Genomic DNA, 24,534 nt, shown 5'->3' on the forward strand with positions numbered 1-24,534 from the left:
AACATGGATATCTTCCGGGAAGAATGTCAGGCCGACCTCCTGTCCTTCCTCCGAATAATCCGTTGTATGGATCTTGAACTCTCGTCCCGTAGTGGAAAATGTAATCTCATACACGCCTTCTGTTACTTCTTCCGGATCAAAATCATAGTCTACACTGATGTCCACGCTCTGGTCTTCATCCGTCAGTTTCCATCCCTGTGCATTTGCCCATGTCTTAAGATCCGTATCCAATGCCTGGGATTCTGTAATCTCATCTACCGTCTTGAAGAAGTTGAATGCCATAACACCTTCATTTGCCTTCTCATTCTTAACGAACGGCTGGTTAACTACAAAGATGGTTCTCTCGATGCTGGTTCCGTTTGCTGTGCTGAATGTTACCGGATACTGGCCTTCTTTTGCTTCCAGTTCATATTCAATATTTGCAATGGAAATGTACTCATCACTTTCCGTCTCCCATGCCTGTGCATTCGACAGTGCGACAATTTCCTTATCATCCAGATTCTCCACATCTTCCAGATCTACATAGAAGTTGTTGGCACTGATCTTCTCGCTTCCGTCTTCGCTGGTCACATCGTGATTACGGATGACACGCATGTTCACCGTAACACTCGTTCCGGGAACCGTCTCCACCATGATCTCATAGTGCACACCCTTGAACAGAACACTTAATACCTCACCTGTCATCTTGCCGTCTTTTACATCTACGATATCGATGTCTTCCGGACGGATCACGACATCCACCGGCTCATTTTCCTTAAAGCCCTGATCCACACAGTCGAACGTGATATCATCAAAACGGACTTTGTAATCCTCAATCATTCTTCCGGAAATGATATTGCTCTCTCCGATGAAGTTTGCAACGAAACGGTTCGTCGGCTCATTGTAAATCTCCTGCGGGGTTCCGATCTGAAGGATCTCACCTTTCTGCATAACGACGATCTTATCCGACATCGTAAGTGCCTCTTCCTGATCGTGTGTTACGAAGATAAATGTGATGCCGACCTCCTGTTGGATGCGCTTCAGTTCATACTGCATTTCCTTCCGAAGCTTTAAGTCCAGCGCTGCCAGCGGCTCATCCAGAAGCAGTACCTTCGGCTCATTGACCAGTGCTCTCGCGATTGCCACACGCTGCTGCTGACCACCGGAAAGTAAGGTCGTATTCTTATCCTCATAGCCTTCCAGACCGATCAGTTTCAGCATCTTCATAACCTTCTGTTCAATAATATCTTTACTCATTTTTTTAAGCTTTAATCCAAATGCGATATTTTCATATACGCTCAGATGTGGGAATAATGCATATTTCTGGAATACGGTATTCAGCTCTCGTTCATACGGCGGCTTGTCGGTGATATCTTCATTGTCAAAGATCACCTTTCCTTCATCCGCATCCAGGAATCCTCCAAGGATTCGGAGCAGTGTAGTCTTACCACATCCACTTGGTCCAAGCAGGGTTACGAATTCATTTTCATATATGTCCAGGTTGATCCCTTTTAACACAACCTGCGAATCAAAGCTTTTCACAATATTGCGAAATTCGATTAGTTTTTTCTCTTCCATGGTTCTCCTTTCCATGGGGACGGGTTTTCCGGCTTTTTTACTGTCCCCTCTGGTTTATTTTTAAAAGATTGGCGGTGTCGTGATCCACAATATCTTTGCCGGGCTATTCCCGTGATTATAAAGATAATGACTCTTCGCACCATCCATATAAAACGTCTCATGCGCCTTCACTTTATATTTTTTACCGCCGCGCATAATCGTAATATTTCCCTTCAGTACATAGCCAAATTCCTCGCCCGTATACGACGTCTGGATATGACTCTTTTTATGCGGATAGAGTGTCATAAGAATCGGCTCCATCTGGTTCTTCTGCGCATTCGGAATGATCCATTCCACCTGGTAATCTTCTTTCTCATCAACGAAGAAATCATCTACTCCGAACACGATCTGCTTTTCTTCCTCTTCATGAAAGAATTCCGACAGATTACTTCCAAGTGCTTCCAGAATGTCCTCCAATGTCGCAATACTCGGTGCCGTCAGGTTACGCTCTACCTGTGACAGAAATCCTTTCGTAAGCTCACTGCGCGAAGCCAGATCTTCCAATGTCAGATCGTTCTGCTTTCTAAGCTCTCTCAGCTTCTTTCCGATATCCACATTTTCACCTCCATATTTCCAAAAGTTTTCTATTACTATACTTTTTTTTCAAAAATACCGAACAAGCTTTATTATACACATGTATATGGATAATGCAAGTGAAATGCATGTAAAACCTTGACATAAATTAAAAATATGCTATAAGGACATTGCCTGCCCGGAAGTCTGTGATCCGCAATGCCGCTTACAGAACTTGTGATCGCAGTATATGTGGTGTATCATATGCAGAAATATACGTGTTCACTATCGGGATAATGTGTTATCATTAACCATAGAAAATTTTCCAGAGGTAACCACATGAATACAGCAACTACAGCAAACATTCAAAATAATAATCCTACTGCCTTTTACCACCTCCCAGGCCTGTTTGAATTTTACGAATTGTACCGCATATTCCTTCCATTATTCCGGAAACACAGGGAATATTTTTACGACTGGTGTGAGATTGGCTCGATCTATGGCGCTCCTTCGGATAGTATCTGGGGCGGCGGGCGTACTTCATTTGGATATTCTAATCCGGAAGACGTGCTTGATCTGGTGCGGGAATACGGCATCTCGGCCCGGCTGACGTTCAGTAATTCGTTGCTACGGGAAGAACATCTTACAGATAAGAAATGTAACGAGCTTTGTAAAATGTTCGAACACGCCTCTGATGCTGATAATTCACCACATACACACCAACTCCAGAATGGCGTGATCGTGCACTCCGAGCTTTTATTAAACTATTTACAAAAAAATTATCCTGATCTCTACCTTATCTCTTCAACCACAAAAGTTCTGACAGATTTTCAGGATTTTTTAACTGAAATAAACCGAGAAGATTTCCGTTATATTGTACCGGACTTCCGGTTAAACAAAGTATTCGATAAATTAAACCTGATGTCGCAGCACCAGAAAGATAAAGTAGAATTCTTATGCAATGAATGCTGCTGGTTCGGCTGTAAGGACAGAAAGACTTGTTATGAATCCGTCAGCCGGAAGAATCTCGGAAATCCTGCCCCGGAGTTTCACTGTGCTTCGCCGGATGGCGGTAACGGTTACCGCTTTTCCAAGGCAATGGAAAATCCCGGATTCATCAGTGTGGATGATATACAGAATATTTACATGCCCATGGGATTTTCTAATTTTAAGATTGAAGGACGCGGGCTTGGAAGTGCGCTGATTCTTGAATTTCTGCTTTATTATATGACGAAGCCGGAATATCAACTGCATGTCAGGGAAGAGATTTATCTGGATAATATGCTCGATCTTTTTTAGCCATGGGGACAGGGTTTTTGACTTTTTTATTGTCCCTTCCGGATCAAAAATGAACGTAAGAAAACCTGCCCGCCGGCAGGTTTTCTTACATTCTAATCTATTTTTATTTTCTTTTGCTTTTCTATATCTCAAACGTCTCCAGATCATCCGGCACATACAGATTGCCATGATAATACTGCTGTCCTTCCTCCGTATACAACTTCTTTCTCTCCGCCAGATGTGTCTCTTCTGTATGATACAACAACAGATTCGGCACACCGAGTTCTTCCGCAAGCTGGCATGCTTCTTTTACTGTACTATGATGCTTCTCATAAGGCTTGAATTTATCCGCCTCGCCGAACAGGCAGAATGCCTCATGAAGCAGCCAGTCACTGCCCTTCACATATTTATAATCCACCTCATTGTACGGCTCGTCACCAACACAGGTGAATTTCTTACCGCTCTTAAGCTGCATGGTGAATCCGAACTGTTTCGCCTTTGTCGAACCAATGTCGAAGAATGTCGCAGGACATCCGAGAATTGTTCTGCTGTCTCCGTCTTTCACGACATCAAACTGGATTCGCTCCCCCATATGCTTACAGACCTTCTGCTGGATCGTCATATTTGCGATTGCCTGAATCTTCTCTGCCAGCTCCTCATGGCAGTAAATGCGAAGATCACCTTCATATTTTCCCTGGTTCATTCTCTGTCCGATCATACGCACCAGCCAGATAATTCCAAGCACGTGGTCTACATGCTCGTGTGTAACGAAGATATCATGGATATCATTCATGTCGATTCCTGTGTCTTTTAATACTTTCAGAATACGGTTGCCACCGCCTGCATCTACAAGGAAATGTTTCCCTTCATCGCTGATTGCATAGCAAGTATTATAACATTCACTTACCGTTGCATTTCCGGTTCCTAATATTGTTAATTTCATATGCTTTTCTCCATTTCTGGTTTTTGTACCGCTTTTTCGTAGTACTTCTATCAGCAGTATAGCATATTTTTTTCAACTGGTTATGTACTGGATTTTGAAATAATATTCATTTTTTCTTTTTATAATATAAATGTGTTAAATATTTACAACACTGTTGACAATTTCCTCAAAATCTATCTTACACTCCCATCATAAATTCCAACCGGCACTTCCCCATCCATTCCATATATCATCAGATCCATATTTTCTCCAAAATCTTCTCCCAGATCATACACGATTACCTTCTGATTTTTCACATCCGCAATCTCCTGATGTGTAACGGCAGGTGCTGCCATGTCATATAAAACGCCATCGATCACTTCATATCTCTGGTCATCGGGCAGGGCATAATAATCCTCTAATGTATATTCCCCCTGCTTCTTTACCTGATATGCTCCCAGCACTTCTGCTGCTTTGTTCTTATCTGCTGTCAGCAGTTTTGACAATCTAATTTCACGATAAAGAATCATAGTAAAAAGCGAATGCTTTTTTGAAGTAATTGCATTGTAGCATATTTGCTTTGTATATTCAAAAGTTAATATATTTAATTTTATTTCATCCGTATAACAATAACAAAAAAAGCCATTGGGGACGGGGGAAGTGGCTTTTTCCCTGTCCTCAATGGATTTATACCAATCAATTGTAAAAAAGCAGAAGATTTTACTTAAACAACTAAGTTCTCCTGCGAAATGAGGAACTGAATATGACCAAAAGAAACACTCAGAAAAAGCTTACCCAGAAGTATCAGGTAAGTAACCATCGATTAAGAGCAAATGTAAAGTACAAAGATACCCTTTTCCATATGTTATACAAAGAAAAGAAAATCTATTATCTTTATATAATGCAGTTAATGAAAAAAACTATACACATCCCTATCAGAACTATCCCTTGAAGATTCTGTAAAAAGGGCCGTTAATGAATGTATAAAAGAAGGAATCTTATCAGAATTCTTACTAAAAAATAAGGCCGAGGTAATTAAAATGAGCATATATGAATATGACAAGGAATTTGAAGAAAAGAAGTTAAGAAAAGCCGAATTTGAATACGGTCAGCATGAATTGTTGAAAACTCAAATTCAGAAAAAACTTGCCAAAGGAAAATCTATCAATGAATTTGCGGATGCTCTTGAAGGAAGTCCTCTCGTCATCCAAAACTTCATCAATGAACTGGAATATGAAAAGGCACATTCGGAATTGAACTTATAAAAAGCCAGCAGGGACAGGAAAAAAACCACTTTCCCCGTCCCCCTAATAAACTTTTCTCTTTGCTGCCGGCAAGATGCCCATCTGCTCCCTGTATTTTGCGATCGTTCTTCTTGCCGCAACAATTCCCTCTTTTTTCATTAATTCTGACAATTTCTGATCACTCAATGGATGCTGTTTATCTTCCGATGCAATTAAAGCTTTTATTCTTTCTTCTACACAATCTTTACTGTCCCCATTTACCGTTTTACTGATAAAAAAGTATTTCAATGGAATTTCCCTTTTTTTAAAGCGCACGGATTTATTTGAAATTGCTCTGGATATGGTTGATTCGTGCATTCCAAGTTCTTCTGCAACTTCTTTCAGTGTAAATGGTTCCAGCCTGCCGTCCTTAAGGAAAAAATTCCTCTGATGTTCTGTAATGTTCGAAACAATAGAAAAAAGTGTCCTCTCCCGTGCATTCAATGTGTCTACCAGCAGACGGATTCTTTTCAGATATGGTTGTACAAACTCCGTCATCGTTTCATCCGTTGTCATATAATATTCCGGCCGCAACTGCAGTGCTTCATAATTATTCAGCATTTTTACAGTCAGACTTTCATTCTCTTTCAGAACCTCTACTTCACATTCCATATAGGATGCATCAGCGACATACTCTGCTCCTGGTTTTGGATTTAGACATCTTATTATTTTTACACATTCTGTTATCTGTTCGAGTGTACTGTTTTCCAGCCTGCTGATTTCCGGCAATTTATTGTCAGCTAACAATTGAATATGATTCTTCACGATTTGAATACATTTCATTTTATATTTTGATTCTGATTCCTGCAGCTGAAGCACCATACATTCCTGCAGGTTTCTTGCAAATACCCCCGTCGGTTCCATCTGCTGCATACATCTGATAAAATCCTCTACTTGTTCTTCCGTATATTCCGGGAAAAATTTTATCACTTCATTTATACTTTCCTCCCGCAGATATCCATTGCGGTCTAAAGAATAGATTAAAAATTCCGCAATATGTTCCGGGACTTTTTTTGAAAGAAATCCTGTCTGCTGCAGCAAATGGTCCTGTAACGATTCTTTTACGGCATTGTTTTCGATATCCGACAAATCCTCCTCAAAAGATACACCTTCTTTATTAAAAATGCGCCGGTCAAAATCAATCAATGGATTTTCCTGATATTCTTTCTCCAGATAATCCGTCAATTCTTCTTTATTAAATTTTAAAATATCCAGAAAAAAGCTTTGCTCTTGTGTCAGCTTCTGCTTTTGCTGCTGACCTTGTTTCATCGAAAGAATCATAAAGTTCCCCACTATAAACTCAAAGAATATATTTTCAAACTTCCATCTTCATTATCTGCGGCTGCATTTATCCTAAAATCCAATGATCCGACCGGATATATTCTGCTTGAGAATACATATCTGCCGTCGTTGATAAACACTTCAATTGTACTGTAATCCATATAAATCTGCAGTTTACGCATGATATCATCATAATAACTACAAGTACGGATCTGCCATCCGTCTTCTCTTTTTTGCTTTAACACTATATTATCTTTTTTCAAAGTAAGTTCGAGCAACGGTTCATTTTTATCAGCTATTTCAAAGCATAATTCTTCATACCGGCCGGTCAGCAATAATTCCAGCGGCTGATTTTCGATATTACAATTCCATGATGCTCCAGGTACCGTCTTTTCGAGAACTTTTGTACGTAATTTTTTCAACTCTTCAATCGGAGTCATGAGAAGACTGTTATCTGATGCTACTTTTAATTCCCTTGGTATTGTCAGTAAATGTCTCCATCCGTCTTCCATCTCTTTTCCCGGCGAATCCGGAATTGCAAACCATGCAAAAAGAATTTTACGGTCTCCACACTCCATCACCTGTGGTGCATAAAAATCAAATCCATGATCTAATTTTTTATACGAAGCATGACTGAACATCCCTTCTTCATAATTCATCTTTCCGGTCATATACCCACTTTCAAACGAAGCAGAAAATCCATTTTCTTTTTCCAATCCTTTTGGTGAAATGATCAAAACATCTGTATTTCCTATCTGCACAAAATTCGGACATTCCCACATATTTCCGATGGATCCGTCAGAATCTGCAAACACTCCGCAATATGTATACTCCTGCAGGTCCCGGCTTCTGTAATATACAACTTTTCCGCATTTATCTTCTGTCTCCCCACCGATAACTGCATAATAATTTCCATTCTTTTCCCATATTTTGGGATCACGGAACCTCATTGTCGTATCTGCCGGCGGGTTTTTTATTACCGGATTTCCGTCATATTTTTCAAAATGAATTCCATCTTTACTCACTGCAAGATTCTGTGTTTCTATATATCCGCTTTCCTGATTCACATGACCTGTATATAACAGATACATCTTATCATCTTTGATCACTGCACTCCCGGTAAAGCATCCGTCTCTGTCATAACTTTGATCAGGGAGCAGTGCCGGCTGGCACTCCTCCCAATGTAACAAATCAGAGCTTATTTTATGTCCCCACCCAATATTTTCATTTATCAGATGCTCCGGGTCTGCCTGATAAAACACATGATATACACCATTGTATTCAACCAGTCCATTCGGGTCATTCATCCATCCCTTTTCCGGTGTAATATGATAGATCGGTTTATTCATCGTCATCTCCGCTTTCTTCTTCTGCAAGTATCTCTCTTAAAGTTTTCATTACTGCAGCTTCTTTTATCTGTGGAATTACCGTTTCCATACTGCTTCCGTCTTCCTGACAATTCACTGCTTCTACAAGTGCCGGCAGATTTACCCCGGTAATAATTTCCATCTTTCCTGCATAACCAGCTGCAAGTTTTGAAAATTCATTAAATGGACTGCCAAACAGAAAATCAACCATTACAAGAACCTCTTCTGTATCCTGTTCATCTAACAGCCTCTTTGCCTCTTTCGAAAATTTACTGATTCCTTCTTCATCAAGGCAGAGTGCCGTTACATTTTCTGCCGGTCCCATAACAAATTCCAGTGATTTCTTCATTCCTTCAGCCATCGGACCATGACTTGCTACAATTATTTTATACATATCCACCCTTCCTTTTATGCCAGACTGTCTTTTAAGTAAGATTTCGGAGCACTTGGTACTAAAATTGTTGTAATCTCTACTCCTTTATCTAACAGTTCCTTAAATGCTTCTTTTTCTTCCGGTGTCACACTGATAGTAGGACGTAAATGTTCCGTATTTTCTCTTGCTGACATATTTCCAACATTTACAGTCTTTATATCTAATCCCTGATCGATCAGATATAAGATATCAAACGGAGATTTTACCACTACCAGAACTTTCTGTCCGGTATATTTTCCTGCTTTAATATTGGTTACTGCGGTTTCTCTTGTAATGATCGATGTACTGACATTCGGTGGTGCAGCCATACGAAGTACGGTTTTTAATGTTGGATTTGTTGCAACTTCATCATTAATTGCCATGATACGGGTTGCTCCAAGATCATTCGTCCACTGTGTTGCTACCTGCCCGTGAATAAGACGGTCATCGATTCTGATATGTATAATTCCTTCCATTATATTACCTTCCCTTTTTCTTTATTATTTTAAAATTCCAAATACTGCACATAAGATAGATGCAACAATGATCATTAAGATAATCCATACCGGTTTTACTTTCTTTCCGAGCATCCAGTATACAAGTGCTACAAGTGCTGCCGGAATTAACCCTGGCATGATCTGATCCAGGATCTCTGTACCTGTCATTTTCAGATCTCCCTGTTTAAAGGTAAGTGCAACATTTGCTTTTACAACTGTCGGCATCAGTGCACCAACTACAGTCAGTCCAAGTACAGCAACACACTCTTTTAAAACTTTCATCTTTGTTTCAATTGAATTTACAAGGCTTGTTCCGGAAGCTATACCAGCCTTAAATAACGGATATCCAAGTCCCTTTAAAATCCATGTTACAAGAATCCAGATGAAAATTCCAGCTACACTTCCGTTTAATGCCATATTGGCAGCAATTGCTCCAAATATTGTCCATGGTATTACAACAAATACACTGTCTCCCAGTCCTGAAAGAGGTCCCATAAGTCCTGTCTTGATTGCCATAACCGCATCCAGGGAGTTCTCTTTTCCCTGTCCTTCAATTCCCATGTTAACTCCCATAACATACGGATTCATATATGGACTGCAGTTGTAATACTGTAAATGTGTCTTTACTGATTTTTTCAATCCTTCCGGATTTCCTTTATAATTTTCTTTCAACCATGGCAACATGGAATATGTATATGCCATACTCATCATACGTTCATAGTTCAGCGATGCCCCTCCATTTAAAAACCAACGGAACAGAGATCTTTTCTGAGTCTTTGTTAAAACTGTCTTTTCTTTCTTACTCATCTTCATCCATACCTCCTGCTACAACCGGTGAAACAGCTTCTACGCTTTTGTTTTTATAAATGATCAGTGCAATAGCAAAACCAATCAGCGCAACTCCAAGAATCGGAATATCCAGATATACTGCTGCAACAAAACCTACAATCAGATAGCCAAAGTAACTCTTAACAGGCAGATAGCGAAGTAAAAGTCCAATACCTACTGCCGGAAGCAGACCACCTGCGATTGACAGACCACTTGACAGCCAGTCCGGGATGTAATTGATGATTCCACCAACAAGCTTTGGCCCAAAAATAACTGTCAGCAATACCGGAATTCCTGATGTACACATCGTACACAATACTCCACAATAGTGCATTCTCTCAATTCCTTTGTAATTCTCAGCTTCAGCAAATTTTTCTGCTTTATTCTGGAAAAAGATATTGATAGACCATTTCAGCACATCCAACTGAACCATTAACATAGCAACCGGGATTGCCAGTGTGATTCCGATAGAAGCATCCTGCTTTGTCGAAATTGCAATATAACTACCAACCAAAGCAGCTGTCTGATAATCCGGTACAGAAGCCCCTCCGAAACTACTGATACCAAGAGTCATTAACTGAAGTGTTGCTCCAATATAAAGACCTGTCTTCAAATCTCCCATAATCAATCCTACGATCAGTCCGGCTGTGACCGGCTGTGACGTTCCGATCATTGTTCCGTTTTTGTCATAGTTGATAAAAAATCCATAAGCAATGATCAATAACATTTGCCATAATTGTACATGCATTTTCTCTTCCTCCTTAGATTCTATTTTGCATTCTACTCTATTACATGCAAGAAGCGTGCCAACTTTCTCTCAAATCAAAATATTAAAAATTTCCTTTATTTTCAAGGCTTTTCCTGATTTGTACGAAAAAAATAGTGTCTAATCATGCATTTGGACACTATTTTTTCTTTAGACACTATTCTATTTTTGAATGACAGACTGTAATATCTGATATAACAATAAATATTCCGCATCGGAGATTTCTATTTTATATTTCATCATAATGGATTTGAAAATATCTTTTGAAACCTCAATAAATTTTCTGCTCTCCTCATTGATTCCTTCTGTATCAATACTGTCTATTTTTCCCGATTCTTCTTTTACCAATACTCTTTCAATCATTATCGATGTATGTAAAAACAAATTAATCCGAAGGAAATTCGGCAATTGTACATGATAGTAGTTTTCATACCCGCGGATTACCTGATCCACTTCCTGCATAACTACTTCCGGATTCAGAAATCTCAGGCGGGATGCCACACCTTTTAATGTGAATAACTTAATAATATCATTTGTAAATTCCCTGACATTTTCTTTATTTAACATAAATTCCGGAAAGGACGGGTTTGTAAAACCATTTACCAGATCTTCCACATTCATTACCGGTACTACCGTACTGCTAAGCGGTGTTGTTGCAAAGACAACTATCGTATTATGGAAATCTTCTGCGGCTCCTCTGTTCAGCTGTTTTTTCAATTCCGAATAATCCATCGTAAGAATATCAATTTCATCCGTATTGACATATCTGCTCAGAATTTCCTTAATTTCCACCGCAATTCCTTCTCCCGAAATGCAGGATACAATAATATTCGGCTTCTGGGACAGTCCTTTATAATATTGCATTTTCATATTAAATTGTGACATATCCATTTGTGTAATACGATAAATATCCGCTTTATCAAAGAGACTAAATCCAAGTTCCAGTGCAAATGCCGTTGAAACATTGTTAACGATCACCAGATCCCCGTCTACATTACAAGATATCTTATCATACATTCTTTCCAGTGATCCCATATCTACCAGAAGTACCAATCCCTCATTTGTCTCGATATCTCTTACATAATCATTCACTTTAACGATCAGATCTTCCGTATGTACCTGTATTGGCATATCAAATGCTTCATAGACATAATCGCCGATCATTTCATTTGCCAGACTTGCCATGCTTGATGCGCTGTGCTCTCCATGCATTAAGATCAATGCGTTGATCTTGGACTTTACCTTCACCTTGTCTGATAACCATACCGTTAATATCGTCTGCAGGAATTCCCTTACATTATCATTATAATCTTCCAGCACAGCATCCAGTATCCGGCTGATCATCACTTCATATTTCCGATATTTTTTCTTTTCATATCCACTGATCTTAAATGCCGCTCCAAAAAATGTCTCGTCAAACAACACTGCTATGACCATCTTATAAAATTCATCTATCTCCAACTCATTTAAGCGATATCCATAGCTTTTCAATATTTTATTGATGCTGTTTCTGCATTTTTCTTCATAGTGCCTGAACGGAGGAATCTCACAGAAATTATTTTCTTTTTTATTTTCTTCAAGTCTTCTTGTAATGGTCTGTAAAAACAGATCCAGTACTTCTTCTATTTTTGAGTAATTCATCCCCGGCACAAAACACCCGGTAATATTACTGAAAATCTGATAGGATGACATCCATTTTTTCTTTTCCGGACGGTTCCAGTAAAAATGAAAACTATCGGATGATTCTTTTCCCGGTGTAGTGATTCTTAATTCTTCTTCTCTCTGCTGACTATATGCCTGTGCACACAAGACTTTTATCCTACTTTTTACAGCACCTATATTTCCTTCCTCGTGCAGATTCAACATCCTTCTGAAATACTCTGAATCCACGCATATATTCTTCTTTAAAATCTCTGCTTCATTCTGAAAGAAGGACGATACCAGCAGGAACCTTTCACCATATGACCGCTCCAGAAAATCCGGAATCCGGATTTCAAACGGAATCCTTCTTCTGAATGTTGCAAGCAATGTACTGTGAATATCTTCTGTTGTTGCAAACAATAACCGTACCTTTGCTGTCTGCCAGTTTTTGCTGTCGCCCAGCATTCTATATTTTTGCGAATCGATAAACAGAAATAGTTTTTCCTGATTTTCTGCTGACAGGTTGTGTACCTCATCCAGAAAAAGATAACCTCCATCCGCCTCTGCAAGCAGTCCCTGCTTTTCTTCATTTGCACCTGTAAAAGCCCCCTTTACATGTCCAAATAATACAGATGACAATAACTCCGAGTTATTCGCATAGTCCGCACAGTTTAATACAACGAAAGGAGCATTTTTTTCTACTGCCCCGGATTCTACCGCATACTGATGAATCAATGATGCAAGATAACTTTTTCCTACTCCGCTCGCACCACATATGATCATCGTCAGTCCATTTACCGGATAGTTCACAGCTGCTTTACATTTTTCGATTACTTGTTCCATCGAACCGTTATAGCCTATAAATTTTGAAAATACAGATACTTCTTTCTGAGCAACCGGTCTTTCATCTATCATATTATTACACTCTTCCGCTTTCTTTTCTGTATCTGTCGGAATTGAAAAATGTACCGGCCGGTTAGTTCCTTTTTGCAATTTTCCTTCTTTTTCCAGCAAGTTTAGATAATGTGATGCAACATTTCTTTTTATTCCGAATATTTCCGCTATACTTTGAGCCGTTACACCATCTTCTTTTATATTTTTCCTGATATACTGATAGATTTCTTCTTTTGCTTCCATTTTATATCTTCCTTATTCTTCCTCCGCCAACTCCCCAAACTCCGTCTTCTCAAATTCCTGAATGGAAATATGTCTCTTATTCGGGTTCGCATACACGAAAGTCTTATCTACATTCTCCAGATAGTTCTGGATCTTATCGTTCGTCGCACTGATGATTGCCTGGAAGCCAAGTCCGCGGATCAGTGAGATACAGCTTGCCACCTTCTCGGCATCCATCTTGGAGAACGCCTCGTCCAACACAACCAGACGCAGTGTCGGTGACCGGTGCATCTTCGGCGACAGATTAATCTTATAAAGCTGCGCAAAGCTTGCCAGAAGTGCCACGTACAGCGGGTTCTGCCCCTCTCCGCCGGAGTTCTTCTTGATCATCTTACTCAGTCCGATCGTCATCTCCTTATCGCCATGTACGATCTGCTGCATATCGAATGACAGATAGGTTCGGTAATCCGCATACTTATCCATGTTGCGTTTCGCCTCATCCATCTCGTCCTTCGTCGCATTCTCCGGCGGGATGAAGATATTGATCAGCTCGTTCATCATCTCCCCATACTGGTTCTCATGCTCCATCGTGAACATATCAAGCTGGTTGTCCATCGTATCATCTAAGTCAGACGGACGGATCTGCAGGGAATCATCCATGAACATCTTATAATATTTTCCATCTACACCCTTGTTCTTCGTGATCACGAACTGATACTTATCCTTACCGAAGTCCAGTTTGCTGATGATCCGGTTCAACTCATCCCTTCTCTGATAAGCCTCCAGGATCGCACTTCGGATCTTGAAGATGAAGTCATCTTTGAAATGCTCCACAGCTGCTTTCGCCTGTGTCTTCGCCGACTCCCTGTAAGTCTCCAGATGATCGCAGGACAGCGAATTCAAAAGCTTCTCATACGGCGTATTGTCCCGGATAGAAGTTGAGAATGTACGGTTCGGATATTCTCTGATATAACTGCTTCTCTCTTCCACCAGCTTCCGGTAAGCGTCTTCCTCTTCTTCCCTGAGCGTATATACCCGCGAAACCATCTGACGTCTCAGATACTCATAATTCTCGGATTTTCTGCTCGCCAGATATTCCTGGAACTCCTTCTCGTAACGCTTATCTGCTACTTTTCTCTTCACGTCCTTCATCTGTTCTTCCGATTCGAGAACTTCTGCATTCAGACGTTCGATTTCTTTCTTGTTCTCCCAGATTGCTTCCTGCACCTTGGATACGGATTCTTTCTTCGCATCCTGTGCCGCCTGCACTTCTTTCTTCTTGCCTTCCCATGCAGCAACGGATTCATCCTTTAACTTCTGCATCTGTTCCAGAAGCTGAGCCTTTTTCTTTTCTTTGGAAATGATTGCCTTGCTGTCAGCCAGCCATCCGAGATAATCCTCTGCCGGCTGCTTCAACATCTCCATCTGCATTGCCTGGCGGATCTCTTCTAACAGCTCCTGTACCGGCATTCTCTCGCCATTTAACTTCTCGCATTTTTCTTCCAGCTTGCGGATTCTCTGGCGCATACTCGTCTCACCGATGTAGGCTCTTCTGGTGTAATTCTCCGGATTCATGTGCTGCAGTTTGTAGCTCTGGTACAGCATACAATCCGGTGTCACACCGATCCTGCACTCACGCAGTTCATCCAGTGATTCGCATTTCTTTACATTTCCAAGGAAGAAATTAATGTATTCCTGCACATACGCTTCTTTCGCTTTTACTACTTCTGCCAGCGCCCCCGGCTGTACCTGATGCTTGTCCTTCGTAAGCTTCTCCGTATCCAGGACTGCTGCCCGGAAGAAACGTTTTGTATCCATCTCCTGGTAAATGTCCATCGCAGCCCTGGCATACTTTGGTTCCACGATCAGCTGCAATTTATTATTTCCAAGATAACCCTCCACTGCATTGTGCCATCTCTCGTCCTTCACATCCAGAAGGTCCGCAAGAATATGCACATTCACGAACTTGCCGCAGCGCTCATGCAGGCGGTTACGCAGTTCGAATCTCGCCTCTTCCAGCTCTCTTGGATAAGCCTTCTTTCCCTGCTTCAGTTCTTTTAATTCTGCTCTTGCCTCTTTCTCTTCTTTCTTGATCCGGCGAAGGTCTGCATCCGCTTCCTGTCTCTGGTCTTCCAGCTCCTCCTGCAGATCTTTTAAGCCTTCCTGCAGGCGCACAAGCTCTTCTTCGGAAATGCTTCCGTCTGCGAATTTTTCGATATCCCAGATCACCTGATTTGGCGTAATGTCTTTCTCCGTCCATGCCTTCAGATGCTCTGCAGTCTGCTCCCAGCGGACTTTTCCGTTATTCAGACGCTCCAGCGTCTCATTTAATGTATCCAGATCTGATTCCAGTCTTGCATACCCACTGTCTGCGATCCGCAGAATGATCTCTTCATACTCTTTCTGCAGGTCCTTTTCTTCCTGCTCCAGCACCTGTTGCTGCTTTTTCAAATCTTCGATGGCTTCCTGCCTTACCTTGATCCGGTCTCTGGCTTCCTGACTCTTCACCTCATGGTTCATAATCTCCAGACGGTCGATCTGATAAGAGCACACCTTCTCCTCATCGGATTTTTCTGCATACTGCTCATATTTTCCGCAGATCAGCTTCAGTCTTCTGATCTCCTCCATCGTCTCTTCGATCTTACTGCGCATACGTCCATACTGCATGACACTTTCCTGCAGATCCTCAATATGGATATCCTGCTCCATACAGATATATTCCTTTACGAAATCTTCCAGTTTGATATTCATACGGAACGAGATCGCACGTTTGAATAGCTTTGGAAATTTTTCCATGTCCAGACCGCCAAGATAGATATCGTATAGCTGTCTCCGGAATCTTTCATTGCTCGGACCGCAGTAGAACTGTTCCGGCGTAAAGGAACGCTGCAGGTACTCACGCATTTCCGCAGTAGTAAGGCACCGGCCTTCCGAGCGGTAATGATTCGGAAGTAATTCTCCCGTATGCCAGAAGAACAGGCGGCTTACGTCATTATTCGACGTATCCACGTCAAACACAACACCAACACACTGTTTATCTCTGGTATTCGTCTGTGTCAGCTCCAGCACGATCGTACTGGAAAAATTACGATTTCTTAAATACTGTGATTCATTATTTTCACTGATATTCACCATACCTCTTAAGTACTCGATCAGTGTACGGTCCGAATCATCTGCTGCCGCCTTGTTGAAGAATCCACGGCCGTCCGTATTGGCATACAGCACGATCTGGATCGCATCCAGAACCGTCGATTTACCGCTTCCGGAATGTCCGGTGAAGAAGTTGATTCCTTCATTAAGCGTCAGTATCTTTTTATCTATGTAATGCCAATTATTCAGGCATATCTTCGAGAGTGCTTTGAATGGCTGCTTCGTCTCCAATTTGATCCTCCTCACTGAATGTTGCTAATAATTCCCTGATGTCGTCTCCTAAAAGTACCGTATGGATACAAGGATAGATGACCAGGCGGGTCGACTCGTTTAATTCTTCCAGAACATCAAGCGGCTCGATGATCTGATACTTCTTCAGAAGTGCGATCGTCCGTCTCATTTCCGTAATTGACGGAAGACTCTTCAATACATGAAATTCTCCCGCTTTTCCGTTTACTGCACCAAGTGTTGTCACCACATGGCTGCTTGACGATGCAGTCTGCATCTGCTCGTCATAGATAAGCTTCAGCACCAGTAAATAGATCGTCGCTAGACGCGGCAGCTTCTCACCCCATAACTGCTCTCCCTGGATATAGATCACACCCATATGTACATTTTCCCGCAGTATGATCCCCGCCACCTCAAAATATGCTTTAAAAAATTCCAGATGCTTCGTACAGGTACGGTATTCTTTTGTATACTGCATCCTTCCCGCACGTTTATCAAATTTTCTTTCCAGGAGAAATGTCTGACGGTACAGTGTCTGGATGACCTCTGTGATCTCTTCTTTTTCTTCCTGAGTTAACTGTTCGTAATAATCTATCATTTATTTTCAGAACTCCTTTTATCTATTACACGCGCCGTTTCACAAACCTGAGTGCCGGATACCGGTATCCGTCCTTTTCCACCATCTCCGGTTCTTCTTCCAGCACCATATATCTGCTGTTCTTACGCGTACTGTAATCATAAGCAAGAATCAGTTTTTCAAATTCTTCCTCGTCAGCAATATTGATCTTCGACGCATCCATCACTTCATCTTCCATATTATTCTCGATGAATTCTTCAATCTGCTTCTTGCTGAACCGCATCTGTATCCGGTTCAGTCTTAAGATATCATCCTTATCCAGATCTCCCGTCGTCTCATCCGGAAGCAGCTGACTGATGAAGTCTTTTCTGGATTTTCTTCTCTTATATAAAGACTTCTCTGACAGGATCTCCAGAAGTGACAGATTCATGCGCTTTCCGGTCTCTGTGATAATCTCTTCCATCTGCTCCGGTTCTTCCGACATCTTATTCAGAAGCTGTACCACCAGGCCCTTCGTATCTGTCTCACCGCTTAACAGATAATTCATTCTGGTTACCGTTGCCCGGACATATTTCGTATGTTCTTTGTCCATATTGGCAATGCGGTGCTCGATGTCGTCAAATCCACGCTCGATCAGATCCAACAGATCCAACACATCATCCTGGTTATCTCCCAGCATCTTCGACCGTGCCTGTACCTTCATGATAAATGCTTCATCATCCCGGATCTCTCTCAGACATTTCTTAATATCCATCTTATAGATATAAAAGTTGTCCGATGTTTTCAGGATATGATACTTCTTCCATACGATTTCTTCCACATAACTGTCCAGATGTTCCCGCAGAATCCCACTGTAAGAATCCTGCTGCAAGAGCTTCGCAAAGAATTTATTCATATTATGAAGCATATCCTGCAGTGCCTTATTCAGCCGCCTCGTATTCACCAGAGCCGTCCTTAAGAGCCCGACACTTGCCCGCGGATCATTGCGGAACGCATATAGCGTCGCATACACATTCTGAATATAAATGTCCGTCTCCGATGCATCTTCCGAATTCAGCTTTTCAAATGCATCGATCATCACCGCCGCATAATCCGGAATGACAATATTTGTCACCAGTGTATTATAATCCTCGATACGCTTCAGCCATCCTGCCCGCAGCAGCCAGTTTAAGATCCTCGAAGAAGGCGTCTCCAACATATCAAAGTCTGTATCATTTTCCTCCCGCTGTAGCTCAAAGCGCTTCTTCGCATTCATATCACTTAAGATCTGGATGCACACCTCTTTCGTCAGGAAATAGTTATTATATTCGTATTCTTCATTAATACATAAAAGTGCTTCAATATAAATATCCCGGTTGACCGAACGGAACAGACTCCAGAACGTATCCGGGATTTCATTCATTAACTGCATCTTGTTTTCCTCCAAATGATTCCTTACAATTCTACCATTTTTAGGGGAGTTTTTCTACTGCAAGTTATTTTCCAGAATTTTATGTACTCTTTATTTGTTTTTTGCTTTCATAGCTGATATGATAAAATAATAAAGATAAAATAAAAGACAATATACAACATAGAAATGAAGACGGAGGTAAAATTATGTCCGAAAATATAGAAAAAGCAGTACAGACCGAAGAATCGTCTGAGACTAAAGGAACTGACAACGTTGTGCTTTACCCTGTTTCTGATGAGGAGAAAACTGTATCTGCTGCGCAGGAAACTTCAGATACTGAAAGCAAAGCTACCGACGATAAAACTGCCGATAACACTAACAAATTCAGTGACACCCAAAATACAAAAGAATCTTCACCAAAAGATGCGGAAGAAGAAGACGACGACGATGACCTGGAAGAAGATTTCTACGAACAACAGGAAAAATCCCGCTCCAAAGACGAGCATCCGTTCCGCGAATTTTTCTCCAATTTCCGTTCCAAACGCAAGATCGAGATGAACCGTGATGAACAGATCCTCTCCCGCATCAGCGATGAAGATCTGATGGAGTATCTCCGCATGGAACAGAAACGTATGGAACTTCTCCAGCAGGCAAAGGAAGTACGTGAGAAAAGATTCTGGACTACATTCCAGCTCGCCATCTGTCTGTTATCCGTTATCCTTGTTATTTATTTTCTGAAGGATAATCCGGTAATACTCGTGACGATCTTGTATACATTCGGAATCCTCGCTGCCCTCCGTATCTGGAGCAAAGCCCAGAATGGAAAGGACAGCAAAGGCAGCAAAGATAAAACCGATGCTTAATCCCCAAAAGTTATCCACAATCAACCAATATCCTGTGGATAAATCTTTTTCTGCCGCAGTTTAATGTAGACAACTTCCCGAAACAAAGCATAGAACACTGACATCAGCGGAATAAAGATCAACATTCCAACAATACCCATCAGGCTTCCGCCTATACTTACCGCAGCCAGCACCCAGATAGACGGAAGGCCGACCGAATTGCCCACCACATGCGGATAGATCAGATTGCCCTCTATCTGCTGGAGTACCAGGAACAGTACGATAAATATCAATGCCTGGACCGGACTCACCATAAATATCAGAAACGCACCGACCGCACAGCCAATGAATGCTCCAAAGATCGGGATCAATGCGGTAAATGCGATCACAATTCCCGTAAGAAGTGCATACGGAAGTCTAAGCAGCGTCATCGAAATCACAAACATGGATCCCAGAATCAGAGCCTCTACACACTGTCCCGTCAGAAAACTGGAAAATGTCTTATATGTCAATGCAAGAACCTCCAGCGCAGCCTCTGCCCTTCCCTTTCTGACAAATGCAAATAACACTTTTTTCGCCTGTCTTCCCAACTTTTCTTTCTGCAGCAAAATATACATTGCAAATACAAAAGCGATAAAGAATGTTCCCACGGCACCAATGATATTTTTCGCCGTATTGATCGTAGATTCCAGCATACTTCCGGCTCCGTTCTTCAGAAACTCCAGCGCAGCCTCCATCACCTTGTTCCAGTCAAATTCCAGATTGTTGACTACATTCATGATCTCCTTATTATTATGAAACCAATGATCTGCCCACTCCTGCAGCTGCGGGATAAAATCCTGGATACTCTTCCCGAGACTGGCAAATGTCCCGGCAAGCTGCGGAATCAGCCCGAACATGATAATTGCAAGAAGCCCGATCACACCGGAAAGAACGATCAGAAGACTGACTCCTCTGGCATATTTTCTTTTATATTTTTCAGGAAGCTTTCTCTCTGTGAATAATTTTCTTTCCACAAAATTCATCGGAACGCTTAAGACGAATGCAATCGCACCGCCAAGCAGAAATGGATATAAAATATTCAATACGAATCTAAACGCATCCATCACAACATCATATTTCCACAGACAGACGATCAATAATGCCGTAAATACGATCAGCCCCCTGATCTGTTTTACCGTTTCTTTTCTCAATTCCATTCTCTGTTTCTATCTCTCTTTCAAATATTTCATTCCCTGGATCACAGGAAGATTCAACAATGCAAGCCCGTATACTGTCATCAGCTGCTTCAGGCTCAACGTAACTACTTTGAACATTCCGTGCAATCCCGGAATCATAAGAACACTTGTGATCAGGATCATACCCAGGACAAATGCTCCGATCAGATACTTATTATTAAAGAATCTCTTTGTAAATATTACCGGTTTATCATCCTTACAGTTAAATCCATGCACCAGACGGCTCATGCATAAGGTTCCGAATGCCATCGTACTTGCAAGAGCTGCATTCTGGCTTGTGTATCCGATCAGGAATGCAGCCATCGTCATTACGCCGATGCTCACTCCTTCCGTTGCGATACTCAGCAGATATGGCTTTGTAAGGATTGACTCGCTCATTGGCCGTGGTCTCTGCTCCATAACCGCTTTGGAATGTGGTTCTACTCCCAGTGCAATTGCCGGCAGACTGTCTGTCAGCAGATTGATGAACAGCAGATGCACCGGTGCAAATGGAACCGGCAGTCCGGCAACGGATGCACATAATACAACCAGAATTGCCCCGAAGTTACCGGACAACAGGAATTGAATCGCATTTTTAATATGCTGATACAGATTTCTTCCATTTTCCACAGCTTTTACAATGGTTGCGAAATTGTCATCCGTCAGGACCATCGCTGCCGCATCTTTGGCAACCTCACTTCCGGTCACTCCCATCGCAACACCGATATCGGCCTGTTTCAACGCCGGTGCATCATTCACACCGTCACCTGTCATTGCTACGATATTCCCCTTTTCCTGCCATGCACGGACAATTCGGATCTTATGTTCCGGCGAAACCCTCGCATACACAGAGATTCCTTCTACAAAATCCTGCAGCTCTTCATCCGACATATCTTCAATTACGGCTCCCTCGCAGGCCTCCGATTCTTCTTTTAAGATGCCGATTCTCTTTGCAATAGCCGCTGCAGTAATCTTATGGTCACCGGTGATCATGATCGGACGAATTCCCGCACGTCTGCATTCCTCCACCGCAAGTCTCGATTCTTCTCTCGGCGGATCCATCATTGCGATCAGACCGATAAATATCAGCTGGTCCTCATCCTCCGTACCGATCTCTTTCTCTTCCTCCACCTGCTTATATGCAAATGCAAGAACCCTTAAGCCTTCTCTGGAAAATTGCATGTTATGGACAGCAATGTCCTCCCGGTCGGAATCTGTCATCCTCCTTATAGTATTCCCAACCCGTATTCTGTCCATACGCTCCAACAGGACATCTACCGCACCTTTTACGATCATCATATGTCCTTCCTGAAGGAGTGCATCATTCATATTGTGAGCAGTCGACATCAGCTTCCGGTCACTGTCAAACGGCACTTCCGACAATCTCGGGTATCTCTCCCTTACCTGCATCGCATCAATACCAAGATTCGTTCCAAGATTGATGAGCGCCGTCTCTGTCGGATCACCGATCTCCTGTCCGTCCGTATTCGTAGAATCATTACAAAGGATACTGAATCTTAAAAGTAATTTTTCATTTTCATTCTTCAGATCAATCTTTCCTGCCGGAATCCTCTTTCCATTTACATAATAATCCTCGACCGTCATCTTATTCTGCGTAAGCGTTCCCGTCTTATCCGAACAGACAATCGATACACTTCCCAGACCTTCCACTGCCTGCAGCTTACGTATGATCGCATGTTCCTTTGCCATCTTCTGCGTACCGAAGGATAACACGATCGTAACGATCGAGCTTAAAGCCTCCGGTATTGCCGCAACTGCAAGTGCAACAGCGAACATAAATGCAGAACCCCACGATTCACCCTGAAATACATTCACTCCGAATATCACTACGGAAAATGCCAGGATCAGCACCGATAATTTCTTTCCGAAATCATCCAGATTCACCTGCAGCGGTGTTCTCTTTTCCGAAGTATTCTTCATAAGATCTGCAATCTTTCCGACTTCTGTCTTCATACCGATCGCAGTTACTTCATATCTTCCTCTTCCATATGTGACGAAGCTTCCGGAGAATACCCGGTTCGTCTGATCTCCAAGTGCCGCAGCTTCTTCCACTTCATCCAGATTCTTCTCTATGGAAATGCTTTCTCCCGTCAGAGCACTTTCATCTACTTTCAGACTTGCACATTCGATCAGCTTTCCGTCTGCCGGGATACAGTCTCCTGCTTCGAGGATCACTTCATCACCGATCGTGACTTCCCTGGACGGGATCTGGATCACGCTGCCATCACGCACCACCTTGGCTTCCGGTGCCGATAACTGCTTTAAACTGTCCAGTGACTGCTCCGCCTTTACCGTCTGTATCGTTCCCAGAACCGCGTTCATTGTGATCACGACGAAGATAACAATTGCGCTCTCCGCATCTCCGAGAATTCCTGATATGACCGCTGATACAATCAATATAATAACCAGAAAATCTTTGAATTGTTCCAAAAATATCCGGAGTACACTTTTCTTTTTTCCTTCCGTCAATTCATTGAATCCATATTTTTCCTGATTCTTCTTTGCCTGTTCACTTGTTAACATCTTATTCTCCTTTCTGTTGTGCAAAGTTATACAAAACCGTTGTGCAAAATAAAGCGTAAATCTTAATAATAAAAAAAGAGCCCTTTATTGCACAAAAACTATGCAATAAAAGTCTCACCATTTCATTACGATACGGATGACCTGTCTGTCATCGTACTGACGTCATCGTAAACATCTATCCTTAAAAATAAATAGATGCCGATTACTCCCTTTTATTAAAATATAATATAAACATTTTTCTGACTTCTGTCAATCATTTTTAACAAAAAAAAGAAGCAGTACTTATATACTACTTCACTCTCATTCCATGAGCGTGCGGGGATTCGAACCCCGGACAACTTGATTAAAAGTCAAGTGCTCTACCACCTGAGCTACACGCCCTCATTTCCTTTTGCAAGGAAAATGCCCAGAACCGGAATCGAACCAGTGACACGAGGATTTTCAATCCTCTGCTCTACCGACTGAGCTATCTGGGCATACACATAATATTATGTGTGAGTTGCGGGGGCAGGATTTGAACCTACGACCTTCGGGTTATGAGCCCGACGAGCTTCCAGACTGCTCCACCCCGCGATATTAAGTTAAGTCTTGTGACTTAAAGCCGATGATCGGACTCGAACCGATAACCTGCTGATTACAAATCAGCTGCTCTGCCAATTGAGCCACATCGGCGAGTGCCTTACGGCTAATGGATGGAGGTGGATTCGAACCACCGAAGCAATTTGCAGCAGATTTACAGTCTGTCCCCTTTGGCCACTCGGGAATCCATCCATATTATTTAATTTGATGGGACCAATAGGGCTCGAACCTATGACCCTCTGCTTGTAAGGCAGATGCTCTCCCAGCTGAGCTATGATCCCATACAAACGACCCAGAAGAGACTCGAACTCTCGACCTCCGCCGTGACAGGGCGGCGCTCTAACCAACTGAGCCACTGGGCCATCTTCAATTGAAGCTATGCACCTTCAAAACTGCATACAAGAAATACTTTCTTTCATCCTACCTATCACCTTGCTTGGTCATGCCCTCGACCGATTAGTATCAGTCAGCTCCATACATTACTGTACTTCCACCTCTGACCTATCT

General features: G+C 42.0%; 18 protein-coding genes, 7 tRNA genes and 1 pseudogene. 3 read left to right on the forward strand and 23 right to left on the reverse strand.

What is annotated here, in order from left to right:
- Nucleotides 1-477: 477 nt before the first annotated feature.
- Nucleotides 478-1,557, reverse strand: a pseudogene (locus tag OCV72_RS14730) (ABC transporter ATP-binding protein); the annotation flags it as partial.
- A 60-nt stretch (nucleotides 1,558-1,617) separates the two neighbouring features.
- Complete coding sequence (locus OCV72_RS14735; RefSeq protein ID WP_055284579.1) at nucleotides 1,618-2,151, reverse strand: helix-turn-helix domain-containing protein; 534 nt, start codon at nucleotides 2,149-2,151, stop codon at nucleotides 1,618-1,620.
- Between the two features lie 297 nt (nucleotides 2,152-2,448).
- Between OCV72_RS14735 and OCV72_RS14740 the strand changes: the two genes are divergently transcribed.
- Nucleotides 2,449-3,408: a hypothetical protein gene (locus OCV72_RS14740; protein ID WP_055284581.1), complete on the forward strand. Its 960-nt coding sequence runs from the start codon at nucleotides 2,449-2,451 to the stop codon at nucleotides 3,406-3,408.
- 121 nt (nucleotides 3,409-3,529) lie between these two features.
- Here the strand turns inward: OCV72_RS14740 and OCV72_RS14745 are convergent, their stop codons facing one another.
- Together OCV72_RS14745 and OCV72_RS16695 are read right to left on the reverse strand one after the other, a co-directional pair.
- Nucleotides 3,530-4,330, reverse strand: coding sequence for an MBL fold metallo-hydrolase (locus tag OCV72_RS14745; RefSeq protein ID WP_055284583.1), 801 nt, complete (start codon nucleotides 4,328-4,330; stop codon nucleotides 3,530-3,532).
- Between the two features lie 173 nt (nucleotides 4,331-4,503).
- Nucleotides 4,504-4,839, reverse strand: coding sequence for a PDDEXK family nuclease (locus OCV72_RS16695; RefSeq protein ID WP_055284585.1), 336 nt, complete (start codon nucleotides 4,837-4,839; stop codon nucleotides 4,504-4,506).
- 510 nt (nucleotides 4,840-5,349) lie between these two features.
- Between OCV72_RS16695 and OCV72_RS14755 the strand changes: the two genes are divergently transcribed.
- Nucleotides 5,350-5,574 (forward strand): hypothetical protein, encoded by a 225-nt coding sequence (locus tag OCV72_RS14755; RefSeq protein ID WP_055284589.1) that lies wholly within the window; start codon nucleotides 5,350-5,352, stop codon nucleotides 5,572-5,574.
- Nucleotides 5,575-5,616: 42 nt separating this feature from the next.
- Here OCV72_RS14755 and rpoN read toward each other — a convergent pair whose 3' ends face one another.
- The 10 genes from rpoN to OCV72_RS14805 all read right to left on the reverse strand — a co-directional run bounded on the left by rpoN (nucleotide 5,617) and on the right by OCV72_RS14805 (nucleotide 18,866).
- Nucleotides 5,617-6,873 carry an RNA polymerase factor sigma-54 gene (gene rpoN / locus OCV72_RS14760; protein ID WP_055284590.1) on the reverse strand — a complete coding sequence of 419 codons (1,257 nt, stop codon included), beginning with the start codon at nucleotides 6,871-6,873 and terminating at the stop codon, nucleotides 5,617-5,619.
- 11 nt (nucleotides 6,874-6,884) lie between these two features.
- On the reverse strand, nucleotides 6,885-8,249 hold the full coding sequence (locus tag OCV72_RS14765) for a glycoside hydrolase family 32 protein (protein WP_055284592.1): 1,365 nt from the start codon (nucleotides 8,247-8,249) through the stop codon (nucleotides 6,885-6,887).
- Complete coding sequence (locus OCV72_RS14770) at nucleotides 8,215-8,634, reverse strand: PTS sugar transporter subunit IIA (RefSeq protein WP_055284594.1); 420 nt, start codon at nucleotides 8,632-8,634, stop codon at nucleotides 8,215-8,217. The genes OCV72_RS14765 and OCV72_RS14770 overlap by 35 nt, the downstream gene beginning before the upstream one ends.
- Nucleotides 8,635-8,648: 14 nt before the next feature.
- Nucleotides 8,649-9,128: a PTS sugar transporter subunit IIB gene (locus OCV72_RS14775; protein WP_055213126.1), complete on the reverse strand. Its 480-nt coding sequence runs from the start codon at nucleotides 9,126-9,128 to the stop codon at nucleotides 8,649-8,651.
- A gap of 24 nt (nucleotides 9,129-9,152) precedes the next feature.
- Entirely contained in the window at nucleotides 9,153-9,956 is an 804-nt protein-coding gene (locus tag OCV72_RS14780) for a PTS system mannose/fructose/sorbose family transporter subunit IID (RefSeq protein ID WP_055213295.1), read from the reverse strand.
- On the reverse strand, nucleotides 9,949-10,725 hold the full coding sequence (locus tag OCV72_RS14785) for a PTS mannose/fructose/sorbose/N-acetylgalactosamine transporter subunit IIC (RefSeq protein WP_055213128.1): 777 nt from the start codon (nucleotides 10,723-10,725) through the stop codon (nucleotides 9,949-9,951). Before OCV72_RS14785 ends, OCV72_RS14780 begins: the two co-directional genes overlap by 8 nt.
- Nucleotides 10,726-10,905: 180 nt before the next feature.
- Nucleotides 10,906-13,521 carry a sigma 54-interacting transcriptional regulator gene (locus tag OCV72_RS14790; RefSeq protein ID WP_055284596.1) on the reverse strand — a complete coding sequence of 872 codons (2,616 nt, stop codon included), beginning with the start codon at nucleotides 13,519-13,521 and terminating at the stop codon, nucleotides 10,906-10,908.
- Between the two features lie 12 nt (nucleotides 13,522-13,533).
- Nucleotides 13,534-16,881 (reverse strand): ATP-binding protein, encoded by a 3,348-nt coding sequence (locus OCV72_RS14795; RefSeq protein WP_055284599.1) that lies wholly within the window; start codon nucleotides 16,879-16,881, stop codon nucleotides 13,534-13,536.
- A complete protein-coding gene (locus tag OCV72_RS14800) occupies nucleotides 16,832-17,476 on the reverse strand; it encodes a DUF4194 domain-containing protein (protein WP_028088410.1) in 645 nt (214 codons plus the stop codon). Before OCV72_RS14800 ends, OCV72_RS14795 begins: the two co-directional genes overlap by 50 nt.
- 25 nt (nucleotides 17,477-17,501) lie before the next feature.
- Nucleotides 17,502-18,866 (reverse strand): Wadjet anti-phage system protein JetA family protein, encoded by a 1,365-nt coding sequence (locus tag OCV72_RS14805; RefSeq protein WP_028088411.1) that lies wholly within the window; start codon nucleotides 18,864-18,866, stop codon nucleotides 17,502-17,504.
- Nucleotides 18,867-19,051: 185 nt separating this feature from the next.
- Here OCV72_RS14805 and OCV72_RS14810 point away from each other — a divergent pair, with 185 nt between their 5' ends.
- Nucleotides 19,052-19,708 carry a hypothetical protein gene (locus tag OCV72_RS14810; protein ID WP_055284602.1) on the forward strand — a complete coding sequence of 219 codons (657 nt, stop codon included), beginning with the start codon at nucleotides 19,052-19,054 and terminating at the stop codon, nucleotides 19,706-19,708.
- A 20-nt stretch (nucleotides 19,709-19,728) separates the two neighbouring features.
- Here the strand turns inward: OCV72_RS14810 and OCV72_RS14815 are convergent, their stop codons facing one another.
- The 9 genes from OCV72_RS14815 to OCV72_RS14855 form a co-directional block, all read right to left on the reverse strand.
- The gene (locus tag OCV72_RS14815; RefSeq protein ID WP_055284605.1) at nucleotides 19,729-20,886 is read right to left on the reverse strand and encodes an AI-2E family transporter; all 1,158 of its coding nucleotides are present in this window, start codon (nucleotides 20,884-20,886) and stop codon (nucleotides 19,729-19,731) included.
- Between the two features lie 9 nt (nucleotides 20,887-20,895).
- Nucleotides 20,896-23,448, reverse strand: a complete 2,553-nt coding sequence (locus tag OCV72_RS14820) for a cation-translocating P-type ATPase (RefSeq protein ID WP_055284607.1) — start codon at nucleotides 23,446-23,448, stop codon at nucleotides 20,896-20,898.
- 308 nt (nucleotides 23,449-23,756) lie between these two features.
- A tRNA-Lys gene (locus tag OCV72_RS14825) sits at nucleotides 23,757-23,829 on the reverse strand.
- 22 nt (nucleotides 23,830-23,851) lie between these two features.
- Nucleotides 23,852-23,924 (reverse strand) — tRNA-Phe (locus OCV72_RS14830).
- A gap of 23 nt (nucleotides 23,925-23,947) precedes the next feature.
- Nucleotides 23,948-24,021, reverse strand: a tRNA-Met gene (locus OCV72_RS14835).
- A gap of 26 nt (nucleotides 24,022-24,047) precedes the next feature.
- Nucleotides 24,048-24,120: transfer RNA gene (locus OCV72_RS14840), tRNA-Thr, on the reverse strand.
- Between the two features lie 17 nt (nucleotides 24,121-24,137).
- Nucleotides 24,138-24,219: transfer RNA gene (locus OCV72_RS14845), tRNA-Tyr, on the reverse strand.
- A gap of 16 nt (nucleotides 24,220-24,235) precedes the next feature.
- Nucleotides 24,236-24,308: transfer RNA gene (locus tag OCV72_RS14850), tRNA-Val, on the reverse strand.
- Between the two features lie 7 nt (nucleotides 24,309-24,315).
- Nucleotides 24,316-24,389, reverse strand: a tRNA-Asp gene (locus OCV72_RS14855).
- Nucleotides 24,390-24,534: the final 145 nt, after the last annotated feature.

The organism is Dorea amylophila (genome assembly GCF_025567265.1).
Lineage (GTDB): Bacteria > Bacillota > Clostridia > Lachnospirales > Lachnospiraceae > Dorea_A > Dorea_A amylophila.